Origin of the sequence: Nonomuraea sp. NPDC049709, from assembly GCF_040674815.1 — a bacterium.
Classification (GTDB): Bacteria; Actinomycetota; Actinomycetes; order Streptosporangiales; family Streptosporangiaceae; genus Nonomuraea.
The window spans coordinates 105,554-127,080 of the sequence record NZ_JBFANM010000007.1 but is presented as its reverse complement, the minus strand read 5'-3'; the positions used below and the strand labels follow the sequence as shown (position 1 = coordinate 127,080).

24 protein-coding genes are annotated in these 21,527 nt (G+C 69.5%); 9 read left to right on the top strand and 15 right to left on the bottom strand.

Annotated features, from left to right (window positions below):
* Both rdgB and rph read right to left on the bottom strand, forming a co-directional pair.
* Positions 1 to 591, bottom strand: a complete 591-nt coding sequence (gene rdgB / locus AB0J69_RS09050; protein ID WP_364114539.1) for an RdgB/HAM1 family non-canonical purine NTP pyrophosphatase — start codon at positions 589 to 591, stop codon at positions 1 to 3.
* Positions 588 to 1,307 (bottom strand): ribonuclease PH, encoded by a 720-nt coding sequence (gene rph, locus AB0J69_RS09045; RefSeq protein WP_364114537.1) that lies wholly within the window; start codon positions 1,305 to 1,307, stop codon positions 588 to 590. The genes rdgB and rph overlap by 4 nt, the downstream gene beginning before the upstream one ends.
* A gap of 53 nt (positions 1,308 to 1,360) precedes the next feature.
* On the opposite strand from rph, the gene AB0J69_RS09040 reads away from it, so the two are divergent.
* Positions 1,361 to 2,614: an MFS transporter gene (locus AB0J69_RS09040; protein WP_364114535.1), complete on the top strand. Its 1,254-nt coding sequence runs from the start codon at positions 1,361 to 1,363 to the stop codon at positions 2,612 to 2,614.
* Here AB0J69_RS09040 and AB0J69_RS09035 read toward each other — a convergent pair.
* The 3 genes from AB0J69_RS09035 to AB0J69_RS09025 form a co-directional block, all read right to left on the bottom strand.
* Positions 2,599 to 3,351, bottom strand: a complete 753-nt coding sequence (locus tag AB0J69_RS09035; protein ID WP_364114533.1) for an MBL fold metallo-hydrolase — start codon at positions 3,349 to 3,351, stop codon at positions 2,599 to 2,601. The two genes, AB0J69_RS09040 and AB0J69_RS09035, sit on opposite strands and share 16 nt — an antisense overlap.
* A complete protein-coding gene (gene murI, locus AB0J69_RS09030; protein WP_364114531.1) occupies positions 3,348 to 4,172 on the bottom strand; it encodes a glutamate racemase in 825 nt (274 codons plus the stop codon). Before murI ends, AB0J69_RS09035 begins: the two co-directional genes overlap by 4 nt.
* A gap of 129 nt (positions 4,173 to 4,301) precedes the next feature.
* A complete protein-coding gene (locus tag AB0J69_RS09025) occupies positions 4,302 to 5,093 on the bottom strand; it encodes a thioesterase family protein (protein WP_364114529.1) in 792 nt (263 codons plus the stop codon).
* A 104-nt stretch (positions 5,094 to 5,197) separates the two neighbouring features.
* Between AB0J69_RS09025 and AB0J69_RS09020 the strand changes: the two genes are divergently transcribed.
* Both AB0J69_RS09020 and AB0J69_RS09015 read left to right on the top strand, forming a co-directional pair.
* Positions 5,198 to 5,524 carry a hypothetical protein gene (locus AB0J69_RS09020; protein ID WP_364114527.1) on the top strand — a complete coding sequence of 109 codons (327 nt, stop codon included), beginning with the start codon at positions 5,198 to 5,200 and terminating at the stop codon, positions 5,522 to 5,524.
* 86 nt (positions 5,525 to 5,610) lie between these two features.
* Entirely contained in the window at positions 5,611 to 7,488 is a 1,878-nt protein-coding gene (locus AB0J69_RS09015) for a hypothetical protein (RefSeq protein WP_364114525.1), read from the top strand.
* Positions 7,489 to 7,581: 93 nt separating this feature from the next.
* Here AB0J69_RS09015 and AB0J69_RS09010 read toward each other — a convergent pair whose 3' ends face one another.
* The 5 genes from AB0J69_RS09010 to clpS form a co-directional block, all read right to left on the bottom strand.
* Positions 7,582 to 8,529 (bottom strand): cysteine synthase, encoded by a 948-nt coding sequence (locus AB0J69_RS09010; RefSeq protein ID WP_364114523.1) that lies wholly within the window; start codon positions 8,527 to 8,529, stop codon positions 7,582 to 7,584.
* A gap of 1 nt (position 8,530) precedes the next feature.
* Complete coding sequence (locus AB0J69_RS09005; RefSeq protein ID WP_364114521.1) at positions 8,531 to 8,803, bottom strand: MoaD/ThiS family protein; 273 nt, start codon at positions 8,801 to 8,803, stop codon at positions 8,531 to 8,533.
* Positions 8,804 to 8,943: 140 nt separating this feature from the next.
* Entirely contained in the window at positions 8,944 to 9,345 is a 402-nt protein-coding gene (locus AB0J69_RS09000; protein WP_364114519.1) for a M67 family metallopeptidase, read from the bottom strand.
* A 9-nt stretch (positions 9,346 to 9,354) separates the two neighbouring features.
* Positions 9,355 to 9,879, bottom strand: a complete 525-nt coding sequence (locus AB0J69_RS08995) for a DUF2017 domain-containing protein (RefSeq protein WP_364114517.1) — start codon at positions 9,877 to 9,879, stop codon at positions 9,355 to 9,357.
* Between the two features lie 58 nt (positions 9,880 to 9,937).
* Complete coding sequence (clpS, locus tag AB0J69_RS08990) at positions 9,938 to 10,231, bottom strand: ATP-dependent Clp protease adapter ClpS (RefSeq protein ID WP_043616171.1); 294 nt, start codon at positions 10,229 to 10,231, stop codon at positions 9,938 to 9,940.
* Positions 10,232 to 10,277: 46 nt separating this feature from the next.
* Between clpS and AB0J69_RS08985 the strand changes: the two genes are divergently transcribed.
* The 3 genes from AB0J69_RS08985 (at position 10,278) to AB0J69_RS08975 (ending at position 12,810) form a co-directional block, all read left to right on the top strand.
* Positions 10,278 to 11,561 (top strand): nicotinate phosphoribosyltransferase, encoded by a 1,284-nt coding sequence (locus AB0J69_RS08985; protein ID WP_364114515.1) that lies wholly within the window; start codon positions 10,278 to 10,280, stop codon positions 11,559 to 11,561.
* 15 nt (positions 11,562 to 11,576) lie between these two features.
* The gene (locus AB0J69_RS08980) at positions 11,577 to 12,146 is read left to right on the top strand and encodes a nicotinamidase (RefSeq protein WP_364114513.1); all 570 of its coding nucleotides are present in this window, start codon (positions 11,577 to 11,579) and stop codon (positions 12,144 to 12,146) included.
* 130 nt (positions 12,147 to 12,276) lie between these two features.
* Positions 12,277 to 12,810 (top strand): hypothetical protein, encoded by a 534-nt coding sequence (locus AB0J69_RS08975; RefSeq protein ID WP_364114511.1) that lies wholly within the window; start codon positions 12,277 to 12,279, stop codon positions 12,808 to 12,810.
* 42 nt (positions 12,811 to 12,852) lie between these two features.
* On the opposite strand, the gene AB0J69_RS08970 is transcribed toward AB0J69_RS08975, so the two are convergent.
* Both AB0J69_RS08970 and AB0J69_RS08965 read right to left on the bottom strand, forming a co-directional pair.
* Positions 12,853 to 13,230 carry an STAS domain-containing protein gene (locus AB0J69_RS08970; RefSeq protein ID WP_364114509.1) on the bottom strand — a complete coding sequence of 126 codons (378 nt, stop codon included), beginning with the start codon at positions 13,228 to 13,230 and terminating at the stop codon, positions 12,853 to 12,855.
* A gap of 180 nt (positions 13,231 to 13,410) precedes the next feature.
* Complete coding sequence (locus AB0J69_RS08965; protein WP_364114507.1) at positions 13,411 to 13,602, bottom strand: hypothetical protein; 192 nt, start codon at positions 13,600 to 13,602, stop codon at positions 13,411 to 13,413.
* A 448-nt stretch (positions 13,603 to 14,050) separates the two neighbouring features.
* Between AB0J69_RS08965 and AB0J69_RS08960 the strand changes: the two genes are divergently transcribed.
* The 3 genes from AB0J69_RS08960 (at position 14,051) to AB0J69_RS08950 (ending at position 16,887) form a co-directional block, all read left to right on the top strand.
* Positions 14,051 to 15,160 (top strand): helix-turn-helix transcriptional regulator, encoded by a 1,110-nt coding sequence (locus AB0J69_RS08960; protein WP_364114505.1) that lies wholly within the window; start codon positions 14,051 to 14,053, stop codon positions 15,158 to 15,160.
* Positions 15,150 to 16,316, top strand: a complete 1,167-nt coding sequence (locus tag AB0J69_RS08955) for a hypothetical protein (RefSeq protein ID WP_364114503.1) — start codon at positions 15,150 to 15,152, stop codon at positions 16,314 to 16,316. Before AB0J69_RS08960 ends, AB0J69_RS08955 begins: the two co-directional genes overlap by 11 nt.
* An 82-nt stretch (positions 16,317 to 16,398) precedes the next feature.
* Positions 16,399 to 16,887, top strand: a complete 489-nt coding sequence (locus tag AB0J69_RS08950; RefSeq protein ID WP_364114501.1) for a GNAT family N-acetyltransferase — start codon at positions 16,399 to 16,401, stop codon at positions 16,885 to 16,887.
* 231 nt (positions 16,888 to 17,118) lie between these two features.
* Here AB0J69_RS08950 and AB0J69_RS08945 read toward each other — a convergent pair whose 3' ends face one another.
* The 3 genes from AB0J69_RS08945 to AB0J69_RS08935 form a co-directional block, all read right to left on the bottom strand.
* Positions 17,119 to 18,870, bottom strand: a complete 1,752-nt coding sequence (locus tag AB0J69_RS08945) for a DEAD/DEAH box helicase (RefSeq protein ID WP_364114499.1) — start codon at positions 18,868 to 18,870, stop codon at positions 17,119 to 17,121.
* Between the two features lie 124 nt (positions 18,871 to 18,994).
* Entirely contained in the window at positions 18,995 to 19,735 is a 741-nt protein-coding gene (locus AB0J69_RS08940; RefSeq protein WP_364114497.1) for a hypothetical protein, read from the bottom strand.
* A gap of 400 nt (positions 19,736 to 20,135) precedes the next feature.
* Positions 20,136 to 21,521, bottom strand: a complete 1,386-nt coding sequence (locus tag AB0J69_RS08935; protein ID WP_364114495.1) for an MFS transporter — start codon at positions 21,519 to 21,521, stop codon at positions 20,136 to 20,138.
* Between the last annotated feature and the right edge of the window lie 6 nt (positions 21,522 to 21,527).

Sequence of the window (21,527 nt, the reverse complement as noted above, 5' to 3'; positions counted from 1 at the left end):
TTACGAGCTGAGCAGTTCGCGCACGATCGGCGCCAGCGCGCGGAAGGCGCGCCCGCGGTGGCTGATCGCGTCCTTCTCTTCGGGCGCCATCTCGGCCGTCGTGCGCCCCTCACCGTCGGGCACGAAGATCGGGTCGTAGCCGAAGCCGTTGGACCCCCGCGGCGTCGTGACGAGGCGGCCGGGAAGGGTGCCCTCCACCACGCGGTGCTCCCCCGACGGCAGCGCCAGGACCGCGGCGCAGGCGAAGTGCGCGGTCAGCTTCTCGGCGGGCACGTCGGAGATCTGGGCCAGCAGCAGCTCCAGGTTGGCGCGGTCGTCGCCGTGCCGCCCCGCCCAGCGGGCCGAGAAGACCCCCGGCATGCCGTTGAGCACGTCGACGCACAGCCCCGAGTCGTCGGCCACCGCGGGCAGCCCGGACTGCTGAGCCACCGCGTGCGCCTTCAGCAGCGCGTTGTCCTCGAACGTGACGCCGGTCTCGGCCACCTCGCCGATCGAGGGGAACTCCTCGAGCCCGACGATCTCGAACCCGCTGAGGATGCGGCGCAGCTCCGCGATCTTGCCCGCGTTTCGGGTGGCCAGCACGATCTTCATGAGCCCAGGGCCTCCTGCTGGATCAGGGTCAGCTCCTCACAGCCCGCCACGGCCAGGTCGAGGAGCTGGTCGAGCACGGCGCGGTCGAAGGGCGCGCCCTCTGCGGTGCCCTGGACCTCGACGAAGCTGCCCTCGCCGGTCATCACGACGTTCATGTCGGTCTCGGCGGCGACGTCCTCGGTGTAGCAGAGGTCGAGCATCGGCACCGAGCCGACCACGCCGACGGAGACGGCCGCGACCGAGCCGATGAGCGGGTCTCCGGGGCACATGCGGCGCTCGCGCATCCAGGCGACCGCGTCGGCCAGCGCGACGTAGGCGCCGGTGATCGCGGCGGTCCGGGTGCCGCCGTCGGCCTGCAGCACGTCGCAGTCGAGCAGAATGGAGTTTTCGCCCAACGCTTTGTAATCGACGCACGCGCGCAGTGAACGCCCGATCAACCGGGAAATCTCGTGAGTCCGGCCGCCGATTTTGCCGCGGACCGATTCACGATCGTTACGGGTATTGGTCGCTCGCGGCAACATGGCGTATTCGGCCGTAACCCAGCCCTGCCCGCTGCCTCTGCGCCATCGGGGCACGCTGTCCTGGACCGACGCGGCGCACAACACCCGGGTGCCGCCGAATTCGACCAGCACCGATCCCTCCGCGTGGGTCAGCCATTGCCTGGTGATGGTAATGGGGCGGAGCTGGTCAGGGCTGCGGCCATCCTGTCTGGACATGCAGATCACCCTATCTCCGCGGCACAACGCCCTTGACCAAATGTGTCCGACACATGGATCCTTACGCAATGACAACGGGGGTGTTGCGTAACCCTGACTTCCTCCGGTTCCTCAGTTCGCACGTGGCGAACGAGCTTGGGGCGAATATCTCACGCGTGGCGCTTCCGCTGGTCGCCGTGCTGGTGTTGCACGCGGGGCCGGCGGAGGTCGGAGTGTTGTCGTCGTTGCAGACGGCCGCTTTCCTGCTGATCGGCCTGCCCGCGGGGGTGTGGGTCGACAGGATGCGCCGGCGCCGGGTGATGATGGCCTCCGACGTGGCCAAGTTCGCGCTGCTCAGCAGCATCCCCGTGGCGGCCGGGCTGGGCCTGCTGACGATCGAGCTGATGTTCGTGGTGGCGCTGCTGGCCGGGGTGTCGCAGGTCTTCAACGACGTGGCCGACCAGACCTACCTTCCTGACCTGGTGAGCACCGGGCAGCTCGGCGACGGCAACGCCAAGCTCGAGGTGGTGCGTTCGGGGGCGTTCCTGGCGGGGCCCGGGGTGGGGGGCCTGCTGGTGCAGCTGCTGGGCGCGCCGCGCACGATCGTCGCCACCGCGTTCGGCGCGCTCGCCTCGGTGGCCTTCCTGGCCTCGATCAGGGCGCCCGACAAGCCGCCCGCCGACACCGAGCGCGGGCCGCTGCTGCGGGGCATCCGCGAGGGGCTGGCGTACGTGTGGCGGGACCGGCTGTTACGCGCGTTCGTGTCCTCCTCGGCGATCGGTAACTTGTGCGTGAGCGGCGTGATGGGCCTGTCGGTGCTGTTCCTGGCCGAGACGGTCAAGCTCGCGCCGGGCGTGGTCGGGGCGCTGGTGATGACCGGCGGGATCGGCGGCCTGCTCGGCGGCCTCACCGGCGGCTGGCTGGCCAGAAGGCAGGGCACCGCCAGGATGACCTGGCTGGCCGCCCTGACGGGTGCCCCGTTCGCCCTGCTCCTGCCGTTGACGGAGGCCGACTGGCGGGTCGTGTGCTTCGCGATCACTTCGATCATGATCTCGTGGAGCGCGACACTTTCGAACGTGGGCCAGATCACCTACCGCCAGATCGTCACCCCCGACCATCTGCTCGGCCGGGTCAACGCGTCGGTGCGCTTCATGACGTGGGGTGTGATGCCGCTGGGGGCGCTGCTCGGCGGGCTCGTCGCCCAGCAGATCGGGGTACGTCAGACGCTGTGGGTGCTCATGGTCGGCAGGGTGCTGGCGTTCCTGCCGTTGCTGTTCTCACCGCTGCCCCGCATGCGTGACTTCACCGAGGTTCAGGCCAGGTCGTAGACGGAGCCGCTGCGGGCCAGCTCCATGGGCCCGTCATAGCCGCCTCCCGACGCCTCCTCCAGCACGGTGGCCTGGGCGTTCCAGGGGACGAGGTGGGTCAGCACGAGCCTGCCCACGTCGGCCTTGGCGGCGTGCTCGGCCGCCTGGCGGCCGGTCAGGTGCAGGCCGGGGGGCAGATCGGGGCCCTCCACGAACGACGCCTCGCACAGCAGCAGGTCGGCGCCCGTGGCCAGCTTGACCAGCTCGTCCGACTCGCCGGTGTCACCGGAGTAGGCCACACTCCTGCCGCCGTTGGCGACGCGGAAGCCGTACGCCTCGACCGGGTGGTTCACCAGGCCGGCGGTGAGGGTGAACGGCCCGATCTCGAACGAGCCCGGCGAGAGCGGCACGAACTCGAACGCGGTCTCCAGGCCCGGCTCCTCCGGCATGCCGTAGGCGGCCGCCAGGCGGGCGGGCGCGGCGGCGGGCGCGTAGACGGGCACGAGAGGGTACGGGGCCGCGGGCCCGTACGTGCGGGCCACGTGATAGCCACAGATGTCGAGACAATGATCGGCGTGCAGGTGTGACAGGCAGATCGCGTCCACGTCGTACAGACCGATGTGGCGCTGCAGCGCGCCCAGCGACCCGCTGCCGAGGTCGAGCAACATCCTGAAGCCGTCTGCTTCGAGGAGGTAGCAGGACGCGGGACTGTCGGGGCCGGGGTAGCTCCCGGAGCATCCGACGATGGTCACCTTCATGTGGGCCTCCCGTTAAAGGTAGTACCCCCCACTGGTGCGACTTCGACCACATCGATCTCCGGGCCCAGGAAGCGCCGCCCGAGCCGGGCGAAGAGCAGGGAGTCGCCGGTGGCGCGGAAGCGATGCCGGGGGGTGGCCTCGCTTCCCACCGCCAGATCGCGGTCGTGCAGGATCCGGTAGACGTCCTTGGCCGTCTCTTCAGCGCTGGAGATCAGCGTGACTCCGTCACCGGCGACGTAGGAGATGGCGCCCGTCAGCAGCGGGTAGTGCGTGCAGCCGAGGATGAGCGTGTCGCACCCGGCGGCCCTGATGGGCTCCAGGTATTCGCGCACGACCTCGATGAGCTCGTCGCTCATCGTCTCTCCTCGCTCGACGTACTCCACCAGGCGTGGGGCGGCCACGCCGGTGAGCTGCACGTCGGGAGCCGCGGTGAAGGCGTCGTGATAGGCCATGGACTCGATGGTGGCCCTGGTGGCGATCACGCCGACCCTTCCGCTGCGGGTGGCCTGCACCGCCCGCCTGGTGGCCGGCATGATCACCTCGACGACGGGCATGTCATAGCGCTCGCGGGCGTCGCGCAGCACGGCGGCACTGGCGCTGTTGCACGCGATCACGAGCATCTTGACGTTCTGCTCGACGAGGTGGTCCATGACCTCCAGAGCGTAGGCGCGCAGCTCCGCTATGCGTTTCGGCCCGTACGGCTGACGGGCCGTGTCGGCCACGTAGGTGATGGATTCGTGGGGCAGCTGATCGATGATCGCTCTCGCGACCGTCAAGCCGCCGACCCCGCTGTCGAAGATCCCAATACTCGCGTCCGGCACGCTCTAGAGGGTAGGCGACCTGCACGATCAACACTGCGTAAGAATGCTCACACCTGCGACACGCGGCCTTGAGGCGATGTTGTCTTCGTCACATCAAGGCCTGTCGGCGCACTGCCGGCCCGGGGGTTTTCAGCCTCTCCCGACGCGGGCGAGCTGGCGTGACTGGGCGATGAGGCGGCCCGCGGAGTCGCGCACCTCGACCTCCTCGTCGAACCAGCCGTCGGAGACCAGCCGGCCGCTGCCGAGCAGCGTCAGCCAGCCGGGCGCGGGCAGGGCGCGCAGGTGCCAGGTGAGGTCCACGGTGGGCGCCCAGCCGCGCCCGCCGGCGGAGAACACGACGGGCGGCAGGGCGTCCACGGCCAGCGCCAGCACGTACGGGTCGGGGTCCTGGGGCTCGGCCATCCTGAAGTACGCCCGCGCCTCCGGCCGGCCGGTGGGCTCGCCCTTCAGCCAGCCGATCGTGGGCGGGTCGAAGACCAGGTCCATCTGGGCGTTCAGCGTCATGCCCGACTCGGGCTTGGGGTCGGGCAGCTTGGTGCAGTCCTCGATCGGCGGCATGGAGTAAGCCGCTTTGTCGGCATAAATCGGCTCGACGTCGTTCAGCGTGGCCGTCGTGATCAGCCCCTCGATCTGCGCCGCGCCGTCCTGCACCAGCGTCGCCCTGGCGAACGCGGCCGTCCGGCCCGCCTTGAGCGGCTCCACCCTGACCTGCGCGGGCCCGGCCACCGGCGCCTTCAGGAACTGTGCCGTCGTGCTCACCGGATGCTCGAACGGCGAGGCGTCCACCGCCGCACGCAGGATCACGGCCATCAGGTAGCCGCCGTTGAGCGGGCCGCCGATCGAGTAGCCGGGATCGAGGCACACGTCATAGGTGTTCTCGTCCACCCTGATCGCCTGCGTGGCCTCGTCGAACTTGGTCATCCGTACCTGCCCCTCAGCTGGAATTATGTTCTAGATAAGAGTAGAGCATTCGCCCATCAGCGCGCCTACCTGCGAAAACGTGATTCGGGTGACACCGTTTGATCATGGCAAGTGTCACCGAACTCATCGGTCAGTCCGTTTGGGACTCCAACGGGGTGTGGGTCGGTTTCGTGGTGGACATCCGGGTCGTCAAGCACAGGGGCGAGCTCCAGCAGAGCCACACCGTCTACGGCCTGGTCGTCTCGAGCCGGCGCGCCCCGCTCCTGCTCGGCCTCACTCGTGATCGCCAGGGCCGATCGGCCTGGCTCTCGCGGACGCTGGCCCGCCTGGTCTACGCCGGGTGCACGTTCGTGCCCTGGGAGAACGTCCACGATTACGGGGACGGCGAGGTTCACATCGACATACTGCGCAAAGAGCTGAACCGGGTCTAAATACCGACTTCAGTACATTGCAAGCGCCCGTACAGCAACATCAGCTACGTTCTCTGTGGTCAAAAGTCCACATTGTGAGTTGAGTGATGTCTGCTAACAATCCCCCCTATGGCCAGGATCCTGACCGGACCACGGCGTACAACTGGAATCAGGGGCAGCAGCCGGAGACTCCGCCGACGGCGCAGTATCCGGGGCAGCCCTACCCACCGCAACAGCCGTACCAGCAGCAGCCCTATGGCCAGCAGCAGGCATCTCATGGCCAGCAGCCGCCCGCCTACGGCCCTCAGTACGGCCAGCAACAGCCTTCCTACGGCGCTCCCCAGTACGGCCAGCAGCAGCACGGGGACCAGCAGTACGGCCAGCAGCAGCACGGGCAGCAGCAGTACGGCCAGCAGCAGGCCCAGGGCGGCTGGCAACAGCAGCAGCCACAGCAGGGCTGGCAGCAGGAGCAGGGCTGGCAGCAGGACCAGTACGCCCAGGGCGGCTGGCAGCAGCAGGGCCCCGACGGCTTCGGCCCGGCGGAGCCGGCGAAGAAGGGCCGCAAGAGCTGGATCATCGCCATCGCCGCGGCGCTCGCGGTGGTCGTGCTCGGTGGCGGCGCGGTGTGGGCCGTGGGCGCCTTCGGCGGCGGCGGCACGCAGCCGAACGACGTCCTGCCCGCCAACTCCATCGCCTACGCCCGCCTCGACCTGGACCCGGCCGCGAACCAGAAGCTGGCGCTGTTCCAGCTGGCCAGGAAGTTCACGGTCACCAAGGACACGTTCTCCGGCGAGGACCCGCGCAAGGCGCTGTTCGACACGATCAACGAGCAGGACCCGGACAGCAAGATCGACTTTGCCAAGGACGTCGACCCCTGGCTGGGCAGCCGGATCGGCTTCGCCGCCGTGCCCTCCGGCAAGGAGGAGCCCGACTTCGCGGTGGCCGTCCAGGTCAAGGACCAGGAGCAGGCCAAGGCCGGCATCGCCAAGCTGATGGACGGCGACAAGTACGGCATCGCCTTCCGCGAGGACTACGCGCTGCTGACCGCCACGCAGGCCCTGGCCGACAAGTACGCGCAGGCCGAGGGCAGCCTGGCCGACAACGCCGAGTTCAGCGAGGACATGGGCGCGGTCGGCGAGCAGGGCGTGCTGTCGTTCTGGGCCGACATGGGCGGCCTGCTCGAGCTGGCCAAGAAGGAGATCCCGGCCGACCAGGCCGCGACCCTCGACCAGGTCAAGGACGCCAGGTTCGCCGGCGCGCTGCGCTTCGACAGCGCCTACGTCGAGCTCGCCGGCGTCGTACGGGGCGCGAAGGGCATGACCCCCGAGGGCGACCTGCCCAAGGCCAACCTCGGCACCCTGCCCGCCACCACGGCCGGCGCCCTGTCGATCTCCGGCATGGACCAGATCGTCACCAAGCAGTGGGCCGAGATCGAGAAGCAGGCCACGGCGGCCGGCAGCGCCGAGATCTCGCAGCTCCTCCAGCAGGCCAAGACTCAGTTCGGCCTGGAGCTGCCCGCCGACCTGGCCACGATCTTCGGCAAGAACTTCACGGTCGCCGTGGACAGCGAGGGACTGGACAGCGACCAGATCAAGGGCGGCGTGCGCATCGCCACCGACCCGGCCAAGGCGCAGGCCATCCTGGACAAGATCCAGCAGGCGATGACGCAGAGCGGCCAGCCCGCCCCGCAGATCGCCAAGGTCTCCGGCGACGGCGTCTTCACGGTGGCGACGACGGACGAGTACGCCAAGAAGCTGGCCGAGGAGGGCACGCTCGCCGACTCGGAGACGTTCCAGACGGCGATTCCCAACGCGGCAGACGTGAACTACGCGCTCTTCGTGGACCTGGACAAGGTGGAGAACCTCTACCTCAAGTCCATGGAGGGTGACGACAAGGCCAACGCCCAGGTGCTGCGGGCCGTCGGCCTGAGCGGCACGCAGACCGACAGCGAGGCGACGTTCTCGCTGCGGCTGCTGTTCAACTAGCCCGTGGTGGCCGCCCGGCGGGCGGCGGCACACACGGACGAGAAAGGCGGCCGGTCCCTTCGGACCGGCCGCCTTTGCCACTCAGGTGTGGGTCTATGCCCAGAGCTGGCCTTCGAGGCGCTCTTCGGCCTCGTCGAGCGTGCCCTCGTACGCGCCGGTGGACAGGTATTTCCAGCCGCCGTCGGCCACCACGAACACGACGTCGGCCCGCTCCCCCGCCTGGACCGCCTTCCTGGCCACGCCCAGCGCCGCGTGCAGCGCGGCCCCGGTCGACACCCCGGCGAAGATGCCCTCGGCGGCCAGCAGCTCGCGGGTGCGCCTGAGCGCGTCGGCCGAGCCCACCGAGAAGCGGGTGGTCAGCACGGACTCGTCGTAGAGCTCGGGGATGAAGCCCTCGTCCACGTTGCGCAGCCCGTAGACCAGCTCGCCGTAGCGCGGCTCGGCGGCGACGATCTGCACGCCGGGCACCCGCTCGCGCAGGAACCGCCCGACGCCCATCAGCGTCCCGGTCGTGCCGAGCCCGGCCACGAAGTGGGTGACCGTGGGCAGGTCCTCGAGGATCTCGGGGCCGGTGCCCTCGTAGTGGGAGCGCCAGTTGGCCGGGTTTCCGTACTGGTAGAGCATCACCCAGGACGGGTTCTCGGCCGCCAGGCCCTTGGCCACGCGCACCGCCTCGTTGGAGCCGCCCGCGGCGGGCGAGGAGATGATCTCCGCACCCCACATGCGCAGCAGCTGGCGGCGCTCCTCCGAGGTGTTCTCCGGCATCACGCAGATCAGCTTGTAGCCCTTGAGCTTGGCCGACATGGCGAGCGAGATGCCGGTGTTGCCGCTGGTGGGCTCCAGGATCGTGCAGCCGGGGGTGAGGCGGCCGTCCTTCTCCGCCTCCTGGATCATCCAGAGCGCCGGCCTGTCCTTGATCGACCCGGTCGGGTTGCGGTCCTCGAGCTTGGCCCAGACACGCACGTCGGCGGAGGGCGACAACCTCGGCAGCCCGACCAGCGGGGTGCGGCCGACCGAGTCGATCAGCGAGTCGAAACGCATGTCACCCGCCGGCGACAGCGGGGAGGACGGTCACCGTGTCACCGTCGGACACCGGCGTGCCGAGACCGCCGAGGAAGCGCACGTCCTCGTCGTTCAGGTAGACGTTGACGAAGCGGCGCAGCGCACCCTGGTCGACCAGGCGGTCCTTGATGCCGGGGTGGCGCGACTCCAGGTTGCTGATCAGCTCTTCGAGGGTGGCCCCCTCGGCACTCACGGCCTTCGCGCCGTCAGTGTAATTGCGCAGGATGGTCGGAATGCGAACCTCGATGGCCATCGCGGTCAGTCTCCTCAGGTCAGGTCGTCGTCCCATCGGCAGCAACGCCGACGGCTTGATGCGGATTCCGAATCAGCGACAGTCGTAGACGACGACAGCAGGAGTGTGTGCGAAGAGGAAGCTCTGCACAGGCCTGGCCATCATGGGAGAAACCTTACCTCTTCCTCGGTAATCACACCTTCGAGGATGCGGTACGAGCGGAACTCCACCTCGTTCTCGTCCCTCGTCGAGACCAGGACGTAGTGGGCGTTGGGCTCGGAGGCGTAGGACACGTCGGTGCGCGACGGGTACGCCTCGGTGGCGGTGTGGGAGTGGTAGATCACGACGGGCTCCTCGTCGCGGTCGTCCATGTCACGCCAAACCCGGAACTGCTCCATCGAGTCGAAGCGGTAGAAAGTGGGCGAACGCTCGGCGTTCTCCATCGGGATGAACCGCTCGGGCACCCCGTCCTTGCCCGCGATAACGCCGCACGCCTCGTCGGGGTGATCCGCCCGGGCATGGGCGACGATCTTGTCTACCAGTTCCTGCGAGATCGACAGCATGCCCGGAAATTACCAGAGGGCACGGACCAGGCTGTCCTGGAGGTAGGTCAGCCAGTCGTAGGTGACGTAGGCCGGATAACGGGGGTCGTCCTCGGACATCATCGCGATCTCGTCGTGGACCTCCTCCGTCACGTCGAGCTTGGTGCCGAGCGTCAGGCGCAGGTCGTTGAGCGAGCGCAGCCACGCCTGGGCCTGCTCGGGCGACAGCTCGGCACGCCCCGCCCGGGCGGTCTCGTGGACGGTCTGCGCGTCGGCCCGCTTGCCGTCGCGCAGCGTGGCCTCGGTGTAGCGGCGGAACTCGGCCGCCTCCTTCTCGTCCTCGTACGCCGAGGGGAACAGCCTGGCCAGCACCGGATCGGACGGCACCGCGCTGTCGCCGATGCCCAGGGCCCGCTCCAGCGGGTCGTCGCTCGTCTGCCCCGGGGAGACGATGCCCAGCATCATCGAGACCAGCGAGCGCAGCAGCGAGATCTCCGCCGCCTCGAACTTGGCGATGACGGTGCCTTCCTTGCCCCGCGAGAACCCCGAACTCACCCGCGCCGCCTCACTGGCCTCGACCTCTGTGTTGTACGACTTGTACGACTCATATGACTCACTTGACCGAGTCCGGCTGGACCGTCGCCCACAGGCCGTAGGAGTGGAGAATCTGCACATCCCGTTCCATCTCCTCGCGCGTGCCACTGGACACGACCGCTTTGCCCTTGTGGTGCACGTCCAGCATCAGTTTCTCGGCCTTCTCCTTGGGATAACCGAAGACCGTTTGGAAGACATAGGTCACGTAGGACATGAGGTTGACCGGGTCGTTCCAGACGATGGTCACCCACGGCAGATCGGGCCGGACGTCCGATGACGGACGCTCAACGGCGATTGGAGCGGTGCTACCCACATCCCCGAGTCTGCCCTATCTGGGCCGTAGTCTTCGACTCGTGAGAATGACCATGAGCACTGCGTTGCTCACAGATCACTATGAGCTGACGATGCTGCAGGCCGCCCTGCGGAGCGGCGCGGCGCACCGGCGCGCCGTTTTCGAGGTGTTCGCCCGCCATCTGCCAGGCGGGCGGCGCTATGGAGTCGTCGCCGGGACGGGACGTGTCCTGGACGAGCTCGAACGCTTCCGTTTTGGTGACGAGGAACTCACTTATCTGCGGGAGCACCAGGTCGTCGACGACACCACTCTGGCGTTTCTCGCCGATTACCGGTTTTCCGGGAACATCTACGGCTACCGCGAGGGCGACCTCTACTTCCCCGCTTCCCCCATCATGATCGTGGAGGGCACGTTCGCCGAGGCCGTGCTGCTGGAGACGGTGGCGCTGTCGATCCTGAACCACGACTGCGCCATCGCCTCGGCCGCCTCCCGCATGACCAACGCCGCCGGCCCGCGGCCGCTCATCGAGATGGGCTCGCGCCGCACGCACGAGGCCGCCGCGGTGGCCGCCGCCAGGGCCGCGTACATCGCCGGGTTCGCCTCGACCTCCAACCTGATGGCCGGGCGCGTGTACGGCGTGCCCACGGCCGGCACGGCGGCGCACGCGTTCACGCTGCTGCACGACTCGGAGCGGGCGGCGTTCGAGGCCCAGATCGCCTCGCTCGGGGCCGAGACGACGCTGCTGGTGGACACGTACGACGTGGCCGAGGCGGTGCGCACGGCCGTCGAGCTGGCCGGCCCGAAGCTGGGCGCGGTCCGCATCGACTCCGGAGACCTGGCGGCGGCGGCCCAGGAGGTGCGCGAGCAGCTCGACGCCCTCGGCGCCTTCAACACCCGCATCCTGGTCACCTCCGACCTCGACGAGTACGCCATCGCCGCGCTCGCGGCCGCCCCCGTGGACGGCTACGGCGTGGGCACCTCCCTGGTGACCGGTTCCGGCGTTCCGACGGCCGCCCTGGTGTACAAGCTCGTGGCGCGGGAGACGGCCACCGGCAAGCTGGAGGCCGTGGCCAAGCGCTCGGTGGGCAAGCCGTCGCGCGGGGGCCGTAAGGAGGCGTACCGGCTGATGGACGAGTCCGGCCACGTCGAGACCGAGCTGATCACCACCGGCGGGCTCGCCCCCGAGGGCGGCGTCCCCCTGCTGCACCAGCTCGTGCGCGAGGGGGTGGTCGTCGGCCGGGAGTCCCTGTCCGCCGCCCGCGACCGCCACGCCGCCGCCGTCGCCACCCTCCCGCAGGAGGCCCTCCACCTGGGGCGGGGGTACGCGGCGATTCCCACCGAATTCGCCTGACGTATCGTGCTACCTATGGGCAGCGCGTTGATCATCGTCGATGTGCAGAACGACTTCTGCGAGGGCGGCAGCCTGGCCGTGGCCGGGGGCTCGGAGGTGGCCGCGGCGATCACCCGCCACGTGGCCGACCACGGCTACGACCACGTCGTGGCGACCCGCGACTACCACATCTCCCCCGGCACCCACTTCTCCGAGACCCCCGACTACGTCTCCACCTGGCCCGCCCACTGCGTGGCCGGCACGCCCGGTGCGGACTTCCACCCGTCGTTCGACGTGGCGGGGGTGGAGGAGGTCTTCAGCAAGGGTGCGTACGCGGCGGCGTACAGCGGCTTCGAGGGCACTTCCGGTGACGGGGTGACGCTGGCGGACTGGCTCAGGGAGAGCGGGGTGCAGGAGGTGGACGTGGTGGGCATCGCCACGGACCACTGCGTACGCGCCACGGCCCTGGACGCGGTCAAGCAGGGGCTGGCGGTGCGGGTGCTGCTGGACCTGACGGCCGGCGTGGCCCCGACGACCACGGAGGCGGCCGTGGCGGAGATGAGCCGGGCGGGCGCCGTCCTGCGAGGCGCGCCCGCCGTCGGGTGACCAGTTCCCCGATCACGAAGCGTACGCACTGTGCAACGCTCAGGTCATGTGATATCGAAGAGGGCGAACCCACTCCGAAGCCGGAGCAATACGGAGAGTGACAACTCTCCCTACTAGTGGGAGGTTCTCCATGCTTGCCCTCTCCCTCGGCATGGCCTGGCTCCTTCTCGCCCCGCTCAGCCTCTGGCTGCTCGTCAAGGGCACCAGGGTCGAGCGCGCGGGCGCGATAGTGACGTTATGCCTGCTGGAGGGCGGGACGATCGCGATGAACGCCATCCCCCACCCCGCCGCCCCCGTCCATCCGGCCGCCGCGGCCCACTCGGTGCCGGCCCCGCCCCTCCCCTGCCAGGAGCGCGCCCCGGTGCCGCGGTCCGCGAGCGCCGGCCAGGAGCTCGTGCTGACGTGGCCGGCCGTGCCGCGCGAGTGCCCCACGGCCGAGGTCATCGTCCGCGTCGAAGGGCGGAAACTGCTGGTCTGGCTGTACGAGACCCCGCAGGCCGAGGAGCACCGGGCCATGCTCACCATGCGTCACCGGGCCGTGTTCACGCTCCCCGTCCATGTCCAAGACGGCACAGCCACCCTCAAGGTCCCATTAGACGAGAAAACGGGATACATCCCGACGGATGGCCGGAGCGGGCGCCCTATCCCCCGACCGGCTGCGTGAGTACACGATGCAGCCACATGCCGTATACCCAGGTGTGCGCGGCTAGACGTGCGCGATGGCCGCCCGAAGCGCGTCGTCGAATCTCGCGAACACCTCGAACGCGTGCCGCAGACCGGTGATCGACAACACCCGGGCCATGACCCCCTGAACCCCGCCGAGCAGCAACCTGGTGCCTCTGGACTCGCACCGGTGCATGATGTCGACGAGCTCGTTCATGCCCATGGAGTCACAGAAAGCGACCTCGCCGAGGTCCAGGATCAGGAATGGTTTGGGGGGAAGGTCCCAGATGCGCTGTAGGTGCTCCCTGAGCACCGGCAGCGCATTGACGTCGAGCTCGCCTTCGAGCCTGATGATGATGGCGTTTCGAGAGAGGCCGGAAGTGACGGTGAGCGTGGACTTTCCGGTGGCCTCAGACGACATGGGCAAAGTCCTTCTGCATATCCCAAGACAGCCAAGAGTGTTGTTGCCGGTTCCGCCGAGCTTCTAACAGGAGGTCACTGCTCTGTGTCCAAATGCTTAGAGTCACTCAACGTAACCACCGGCCCGGCGGCCGCTTCGTACCCTTTGACCTGGGTTCGGGCGGCGCCGGGCCTGCGTCTCTCAGGCTCCGGCGAAGGTGATCAGGTAGGCGGCGGCCAGGATGGCGAGGATCACGAGCATGACGCTCGTGCCGCCGATCACCATGACGATGTGCGCCCGCCGGAGCAGTCCGCGAATCGCCGCCACCGTCAGGACGATCATGATCGTCAGGATGAAGAGGGACAGTTGCCTGGTCTCGATCGAAGTGGGCATTGAAGTGGGCATTGCCACCGCTAGGTGGAGGACTACTGTTGGCATGAGGTTTCCCCTGGTGCGGAGACGCGCTCTGACACAAACCTTGCTTCGCGGACACCTCTGCAGATGTCGGGTCTCGGGGGTGTCCGCGGTCTTTCCGCTGGGATGCCGCTCGTAGTGGGGAATGTGGCTCATCGCATGTCCGTCGCGAACCACCTCCACCTATTATTCAGTAAACTTCAGCTGTATTAACTGAACTTCTCCCATTTACATTATTACCCCGCACCGATGCGTCCCATTCGCGCACGTCGCGCACGGACAGGTGGCTAGACTGGTGGCTCTTGTGCACAGGTTTTCCCACGTCGAGCGCGATATGGGGGTCTAGCTGGGGATTCGCCTATCGACTCCATCGTGGAGGACCATGTTCACTAGAAATCACTGAAGTTCACATCGAGTGAGGCTGGGCATGGGCGGCGATGAATCCGCGGGGACCGCGCTGGCGCGCCGCCTGCGCGAGCTCCGCGAGGGCCACTGGCCGGACGTGCGGATCACCCAGGCGCAGCTGCGCGAGGCGCTCGGGGTGAGCGTACCGCTGATCTCCTCGTGGGAGTCGACCCACGCGATCAAGGTGCCGCCCCTGCACAGGCTGGAGAAGTACGCCGCGTTCTTCGCGACGAGGCGCTCGCTCGGCAACGGGCGGGCCCGCGTGCTGCCGCTGGCCGACATGACGCCGGTCGAGCTGGAGGAGCAGCGCAGGCTCCTCACCGAGCTGACCCGGCTGCGCCAGACCGTGCTGCGGGCCCTGGCCTCGGGCGAGAACGCCGAGCCGGCACCCGGGCAGGACGTCTACCGCCTCAACCCGTGGCGTTTCCCCGACGGGGAGACGATCACGATCATCTGCTCCCAGCTCCCGGAGGAGCAGCGGGCCAAGATCCCGTACGCGTCGCCCGAGACCGCCGACTACATCGAGCACTACAAGTACTCGGACCTGGACTCCCTGTTCGAGCTGCACGGCCACCTCCGGGCCGCGAACCCCAGGAGCCTGGTCACCCTCCGCGCCCCCGAGGACTTACGCTCCGACGACTTCACGACGCACCTGGCGCTCCTGGGCGGGGTGGACTACAACCAGGTCACCAGGTCGATGCTGGCGCGGATCGAGCTCCCGGTGCGGCAGGTGGCCGACTGGGACGGCGAGCTCGGACCGTACTTCGAGGTCGACGAGGGCGACGACACGCCGCGCAGGCACTACCCCGTACGCAGCGGGTCGGGCGCTAATGTTCGGCTCCTGGAGGATGTCGCGTTCTTCTACCGCGGGGTCAACCCCTACAACGTCGAACGCACCCTGACCATCTGCAACGGGATGTACGGCAGAGGCGTTTATGGAGCGGTCCGAGCGCTGACCGACGAACGGTTCCGCGACCGGAACACCGCCTACCTCCGGCAACATTTCGGCACCGCGCCGTCCTACAGCATGCTCACCCGGGTCCGGATCGAGGGCCGGGCCGTCGTCACCCCGGACTGGACTCTGGACACCGTTCGGCTCCACGAATGGTCGGAGCCCGCCGATGGAGACTGAGATAGAACAGGTCGGCACGGAGCACCACCACGGCTCCCACAGGCATCTGGTCGACAGGCCGGACCCGGACCCGGGCCACGCGCCGTCGGCCACCGTGGACGCGATCGTCGTCCCCACGATCCGGCATCCACGCTGGCTCAGCCACGCCATCCGCCTGGCGGCCGAGCTGCGCTGCCCGCTCGTGACCCTGCACAGCCGGCCCTGGAGCAGGGCCGACCGCGCGGCCGCCCTGATGCCGCACGACATCAGGTACATCGCGATCGACGTCGACGACGTGAGCCGGCTCGACATGCCGGACTTCGAGACGACGACGATCGTGAAGGGCACCAAGTTCGTCCGGGTGACCGATCTCAGCGCGAAACGGAACCTCGGGCTGCTCCTGGCCCACTTCATGGGCTGGGAACGCGTCGTCTTCCTCGACGACGACATCGAGGTCGGCGGGCACCAGGACGTCATGAGGGCGGCGGCGCTGCTCGACCGCTACGACGCCGTGGGCATGCACATCGGCGGCTTTCCGGACAACTCGGTGGTGTGCCACGCGCACCGGCTGGCCGGCGGGCACCAGGAGTCGTTCGTGGGCGGCGGCGCGCTGGCGGTCGAGACGTTCCGCAATCCCTCGTTCTTTCCCAACGTCTACAACGAGGACTGGTTCTACCTGCTGGAGGAGACCTCGCTGCGCAGCCTCGCGGTGACGGGGAGGGTGAAGCAGCGGTCGTACGACCCGTTCGACCGGCCGGCCAGGGCGCGCGACCAGGAGTTCGGCGACGTGCTGGCCGAGGGCGTCTACTGGCTGCTCGACGGCGGGAAGGGCCTGGGCGCCGCCACCGACGCCCGGCACTGGGCGGGGTTCCTGGCCCGGCGCGAGGCGTTCATCAAGGACGTGCTGCGGCGGGTCAGGCGGATGCCGCCCGGCCGGGATCCCGATCCGGCGGCCATGGAGGCCTCGTTGCGGGCCGCGCTGGGCAGGCTCAACAGCATCGAGCCGGAGTTCTGCGTACGGTACGTCAAGGGCTGGCAGGAGGATCGTCACGCCTGGATCGAGCATCTCAAGAGCCGTTCGCGGCTCGCGTCCGGCGTCGACGAGGCGCTGAAACGGCTGGTCAAAAGCGACGCATCACCCTTGAACTGTCAATACCGCATGAACCTCATCAATTGATTCACAGGAGTATGATCCGGGAATCTTGACGTCCGTGGGGGCACCTGACATCCGCCAAGCCGTCCATACCGATCTTCCTGCCATGATCCGCGCGCTCGGGCAGGAGCCCTATTTCGCCGACCGGCTGACCCTTCAGGACTCCGGGCACGGGTTCCTCCTGGTGGCCTGGGAGGCGGAGCAGGCACTGGGGGACGTCTACGTCTGGCTGGCCCCCGCGGAGGAGCCGGAGCTGCGTACCCACCTGCCCGGCGTCGCGCTGCTCACCCACCTGGAGGTGGTGCCGCAGCGGCGCAACCAGGGCATCGGCACCGAGCTGCTGCGGGCGGCCGAGGAGCGGCTCGCCGCCATGGGCCACGAGCGGGTCGCGCTCGGCGTGGGGCTGGACAATCCGTCGGCGCAGCGGTTGTACCGGCGCCACGGGTACGAGGAGTGGCCGCACGGCAAGGTCGGCACCACGCGGGTGGTGTATCGCGCGGACGGCGAGCGCGAGCTGCGGCCGGAGCTGTGCCGCATCATGGTCCGCCGCCTGAACCACCACCATCCCCACGACCGGGCAACCGGCCAGAGGTGAAAACCGCCCCGCCCGCTCACCGAAGGACCGCCCACCCAAGAACCGGCCCGGGCGGCGATGGCCGACGACGGTGGCGGTGCCCGCGCGTGATGTCCGCGACCTCGCCCAGCATGGCGCGCACGCCCCCGCCGGCCGGCCTCGGGGGCCACGGCGGGCGGGCGCGCGCCTCCTCCCGCCGGCCGGCCTCGGCGGCGACAGCGGGCAGGCGCGCGCCTCCTCCCGGCGGCTGTCCTAGCGGCGTTGGGTGGCCCAGCGGCGGATCATGCTGATCCGCTCCTGGATCTGCTCCGCCGTGGCCTGGGCGATCGGCGGGCCGCCGCACGCTCGCCGCAGCTCCGAGTGGATCACCCCGTGCGGCTGCCCCGTGCGGTGGTTCCACGCGCCGACCAGACCGTTCAGCTCGCGCCTCAGATCCGCGATCTGCTCGTGCGGCGCCAGCACCTGCGGGGGCTCCTCCGCCGCCTGCTTGCGCCGCGCAGCCTGCTGATCCGACTGCCGCTTGCGCAGCAGCGTGGCCACCTGGTCGGGCTCCAGCAGGCCGGGCAGGCCGATGAAGTCCTCCTCCTCGGCCGAGCCGATCTCCGCGCCGGTGCCGAACTCGCCGCCGTCGAACAGCACCCGGTCAAAGGTGGCCGTGGTCTCCATCGTCTCGAACGGCAGCTCGTCGCCCAGGACGTCGGGATTGTCCTTCTGGCGGTTGGCCTGCTCCAGGAGAGTGTCGTCGAGGCCGTCCTCCGGAGGCCGCTTGTTGAGCACGTGGTCGCGCTCCACCTCCATCTCGTTGGCCAGCCCCATGAGCGTGGGCACCGAGGGGAGGAAGACGGAGGCGGTCTCGCCGCGCTTGCGGGCCCGCACGAAGCGGCCCACGGCCTGGGCGAAGAAGAGCGGGGTCGAGGTGGAGGTGGCATAGACGCCCACGCACAGGCGGGGGATGTCGACGCCCTCCGACACCATGCGCACGGCCACCAGCCAGCGGTCCTCCGAGGCCGCGAACTGCTTGATCTTCTTCGACGCGCCCGGGTCGTCGGACAGCACCACGGTGGCGCCCTCGCCGGTGATGTTGCGCAGGTGGCGGGCGTAGGCCCGGGCGGTCTCGTGGTCGGTGGCGATGACCAGGCCGCCCGCGTCGGGCACACCCCTGCGCACCTCGGTGAGGCGGCGGTCGGCGGCCTGCATGACCTGGCGGATCCAGTCGCCCTTGGGGTCGAGCGCGGCCCGCCATGCCTGGGAGAGCTGGTCCTTGGTGAGCGGGGTGCCCAGCGTCGCGGCGATCTCGTCGCCCGCGCGCGTGCGCCACTTCATCTCCCCCGAGTACGCCAGGAAGATGACCGGCCGCACCACCCCGTCGTCGAGGGCGGGGCCGTAGCCGTAGGAGTAGTCGGCGACGCTGCGCTTGAAGCCCTCGGCGTCCTCCTCGTAGCCGACGAACGGGATCGGGTTGTCGTCGGACCGGAACGGTGTGCCTGTGAGCTGGAGGCGGCGCGTGGCGGGCTCGAACGCCTCCCGCACGCCGTCGCCCCACGACTTGGCGTCGCCCGCGTGGTGGATCTCGTCGAAGATGACCAGCGTCTTGCGGTTTTCGGTGCGCGCCCTGTGCAGGGCCGGGTGCATGGCAACCTGCGCGTAGGTCACCGCCACCCCGGTGTAGTCGCGCGACGTCGCACCCTGGCTGTTCTTGAACTCCGGGTCGATGCCGATGCCGACCCGCCCGGCGGCGTCGGCCCACTGGCGCTTGAGGTGCTCGGTGGGGGTCACGACGGTGACCGCCCTGATCACCCCGTTGGCGAGCAGCTCGCTGGCGATGCGCAGGGCGTAGGTCGTCTTGCCCGCGCCCGGCGTCGCCACGGTGAGGAAGTCACGCGGCTCGCGCCTGAAGTAGAGGTCGAACGCCTCCTGCTGCCAGGCACGCAACTTGGGCGCGGTGCCCCACGCGGCCCGGTCTGGATAGGAAGGCGAAAGGTGGGACGCGGCGAAGGTGCTCACCGCATCACCTCTGGGGTTCGTGTGCTTCGCTCTCTCACAGTGACCCAAGGGTAATCGGGCCCACCGACAAGACGTGCCGTGAGCCGAGGATTCTGGCCAAGGTCTTCCTCACGTGCTATGCGGCTTATCGGACGCTCGTCATCACCGTGTCGAGCTCCTGCCTGCGGTTGTTCTCCTCGGGCTGGAGCAGCCCGACGAGCAGTACGGGCTTGTCCGGGCGGGTGAGCAGCATCACTCTGAGAAACGCCGGCCGGTTCACCACATCCCGATATTCCGCCCGGAGCGCACGGGTGTGGCCGCCGGGCACCGCCTTGTCCTCGACGATCGTCACGCGGTCGCCCTTGAGCAGGAGCCTGGAGTACAGCTCCGCCGCCTCCGCCGTGGCCTTCTTCGGGTCCCGCACCGGCCCGGGTACCGGCCTGGCCATCACGAATCCCCCGCCCCCGTCCCGTACGACCGAGGTGAACCCCGTGACCGGAGCCACCGCCCCCGCGCTCCACCCCTGTGGCAGCGTCGCCGTCACCCCGGCCAGCGAGTCGCTCAGCCGCCCCGTCTCCGCCTGCGGCGCCGTGAGCCGCAACGCCACCACCGTGGCCCCCGCCACCAGCCCCGCACCGGCCGCCAGCGCCACCAGCGCGGCCACCACGCGCCGCCAGACCTGCTCCCCGCCGGTGCGCCTCTTGCGCACCCCCGGGTCGGCCGGGGCGCCGTAGAGGCGGGCGGACGGGGGAAGGTCGTCCTCCGGCCCCCAGCCGTGATCGGGGGCGCGGGAGGCGGTCCTGCGGATCCGGGGGTTCCACGCCCGCTCCTCCGGATCCAGGTCGAGGGGATGCGGACGCTCCCGGTGCCCCCACTCCGGCGCCACCTCGGCCGGCCGTCCCGAGCCTCGGTGCCCCCGGTCCGGAGGAGCCGCGGGCGGGCGGCCCCAGTCGGGTGGAGGCTCAGGAGAGCGCCCCCGGCGCGCGTTCAGGTCAGGCGTCGAAGGGCCGGGCGCGCGGGCCGTGGGGTCCTGGTCCTGAGGTAAGGGGACGGGGTTCCGTCCCGAGGAGTACGGGAGGCCGGCGCGGCCCCGTCGCGGCTCCTCGTCACGGTCCGCACCCCACGCGGGCTCCGTGTCCTCTGGAGGAGTACGGCGATGCCTGGCCCCCGGCCCGGGAGGCCAGACTCGATGATCACCCTCCATGGCACCTCCTTGCCCGCTGTCCTATCACTCCTCGCCACGGGGATCAGGAGAACCGTGATCGCTGTGACGGGAGGGACGGAATTCACCGAGTGCGCCCGGCGAGCAGCGTGGCCGCCAGCGCGATGGCGGCCATGAGGCCCGAGATGACCAGGAACCCGCTGGCGATCTCCGACGGGGCGTGCCCGATCACGTTCACCACCGCCCCGCCGATCCCGACCGACAGCGCCGACCCGAGCTGGTCGGACACCGACAGCGCCGCCGAGTTGGCCCCCTGCTCGTTGACCGGGGACTGCCTCATCGCCAGGACGCTGACCGTGGTGATGCCGAAGCCCATCCCGAAGCCCGCCACGATCCAGGCCGGCACCGCGATCCACCCCGTCACCCCCGGAAGGACGCAGAGCGCGCAGATCAGGATCGAGGCGGTGAGGCACCCGGCACCCAGCCTGATCCTCTTGTGCGCCGCGCCGGGGCGCCTGCTCTGCAGGTACGACCCCGCGGACCAGCCGAGCGCCCCGGTCGTCAGCGCGATGCCCGCGGCCGTCGGATCGAACGCCTTCACCTCGTGCAGCGCCAGCGGGATGAACTGGTTGACGCCGAAGAAGGCGGCCGAGTAGAACCCGCGCATCAGGACGGTCGTGGGCAGCCCGCGCCCGAACCGCAGCGCGCCCGGCGGCAGGAGCCGGTGCAGGCCGTAGAACAGCAGGGCCAGCCCGGCCACCGTCTCCACGGCCGCGGGCGCGAGATTCGTGTGCAGCCGGTCCGCCCCGTGCAGCAGGAGCCCGGCCCCGCCCGCCGTGGCGGTGGCGGCCAGCGTCATCGCCACCGGCCTGGAGCGGGGCCCGGTGCCGGGCTCGGCGTCGGACGGCGACCCCATCCGCAACGCGGGTACGAGCATCGCGAGCGCGGGCACGACCAGCGGGATGATCCCGTAGAAGACGTAGCGCCAGCCCAGATGCTCACCGACGGTCCCGGCCACGGCCGGCCCGACCATGGCCGGCACGACCCAGGCGGCGGAGACGGCGGCGAACGCCTTGGGCCGTACGTCCACCGGATAGACCCGGGCGATCATCACGTACAGCGCCACGATGGAGGCGCCGGCGCCCAGACCCTGCACGGCCCGCGACACCAGGAACATCGCGGGGGAGACGGCCGCCCCGGCCAGCCCCATCCCGATCACGAACAGCACCACCCCGGCCAGGAACGGCAGCCGGTACCCGCGCCGGTCCGACCAGAGCCCGGCCACCACGTTCATGAACAGGCTGGCGATGAGGAAGGCGGAGAAGCTGAGGCCGTACAGGTCGAGCGCGTTCAGCTCCTTGGCGATGACCGGCATGACGACGCCGACCGACATCCCCTCGAAGGCGATCAGCGTGACGACGAGCAGGATCCCTAACGTGGCCGTCCGGTATTCGGGGCCGAGGATCCCGGGCGTTCGGTGCGGAGCGTCGAGTGCCTTTGGTGCTGTCACCCACAC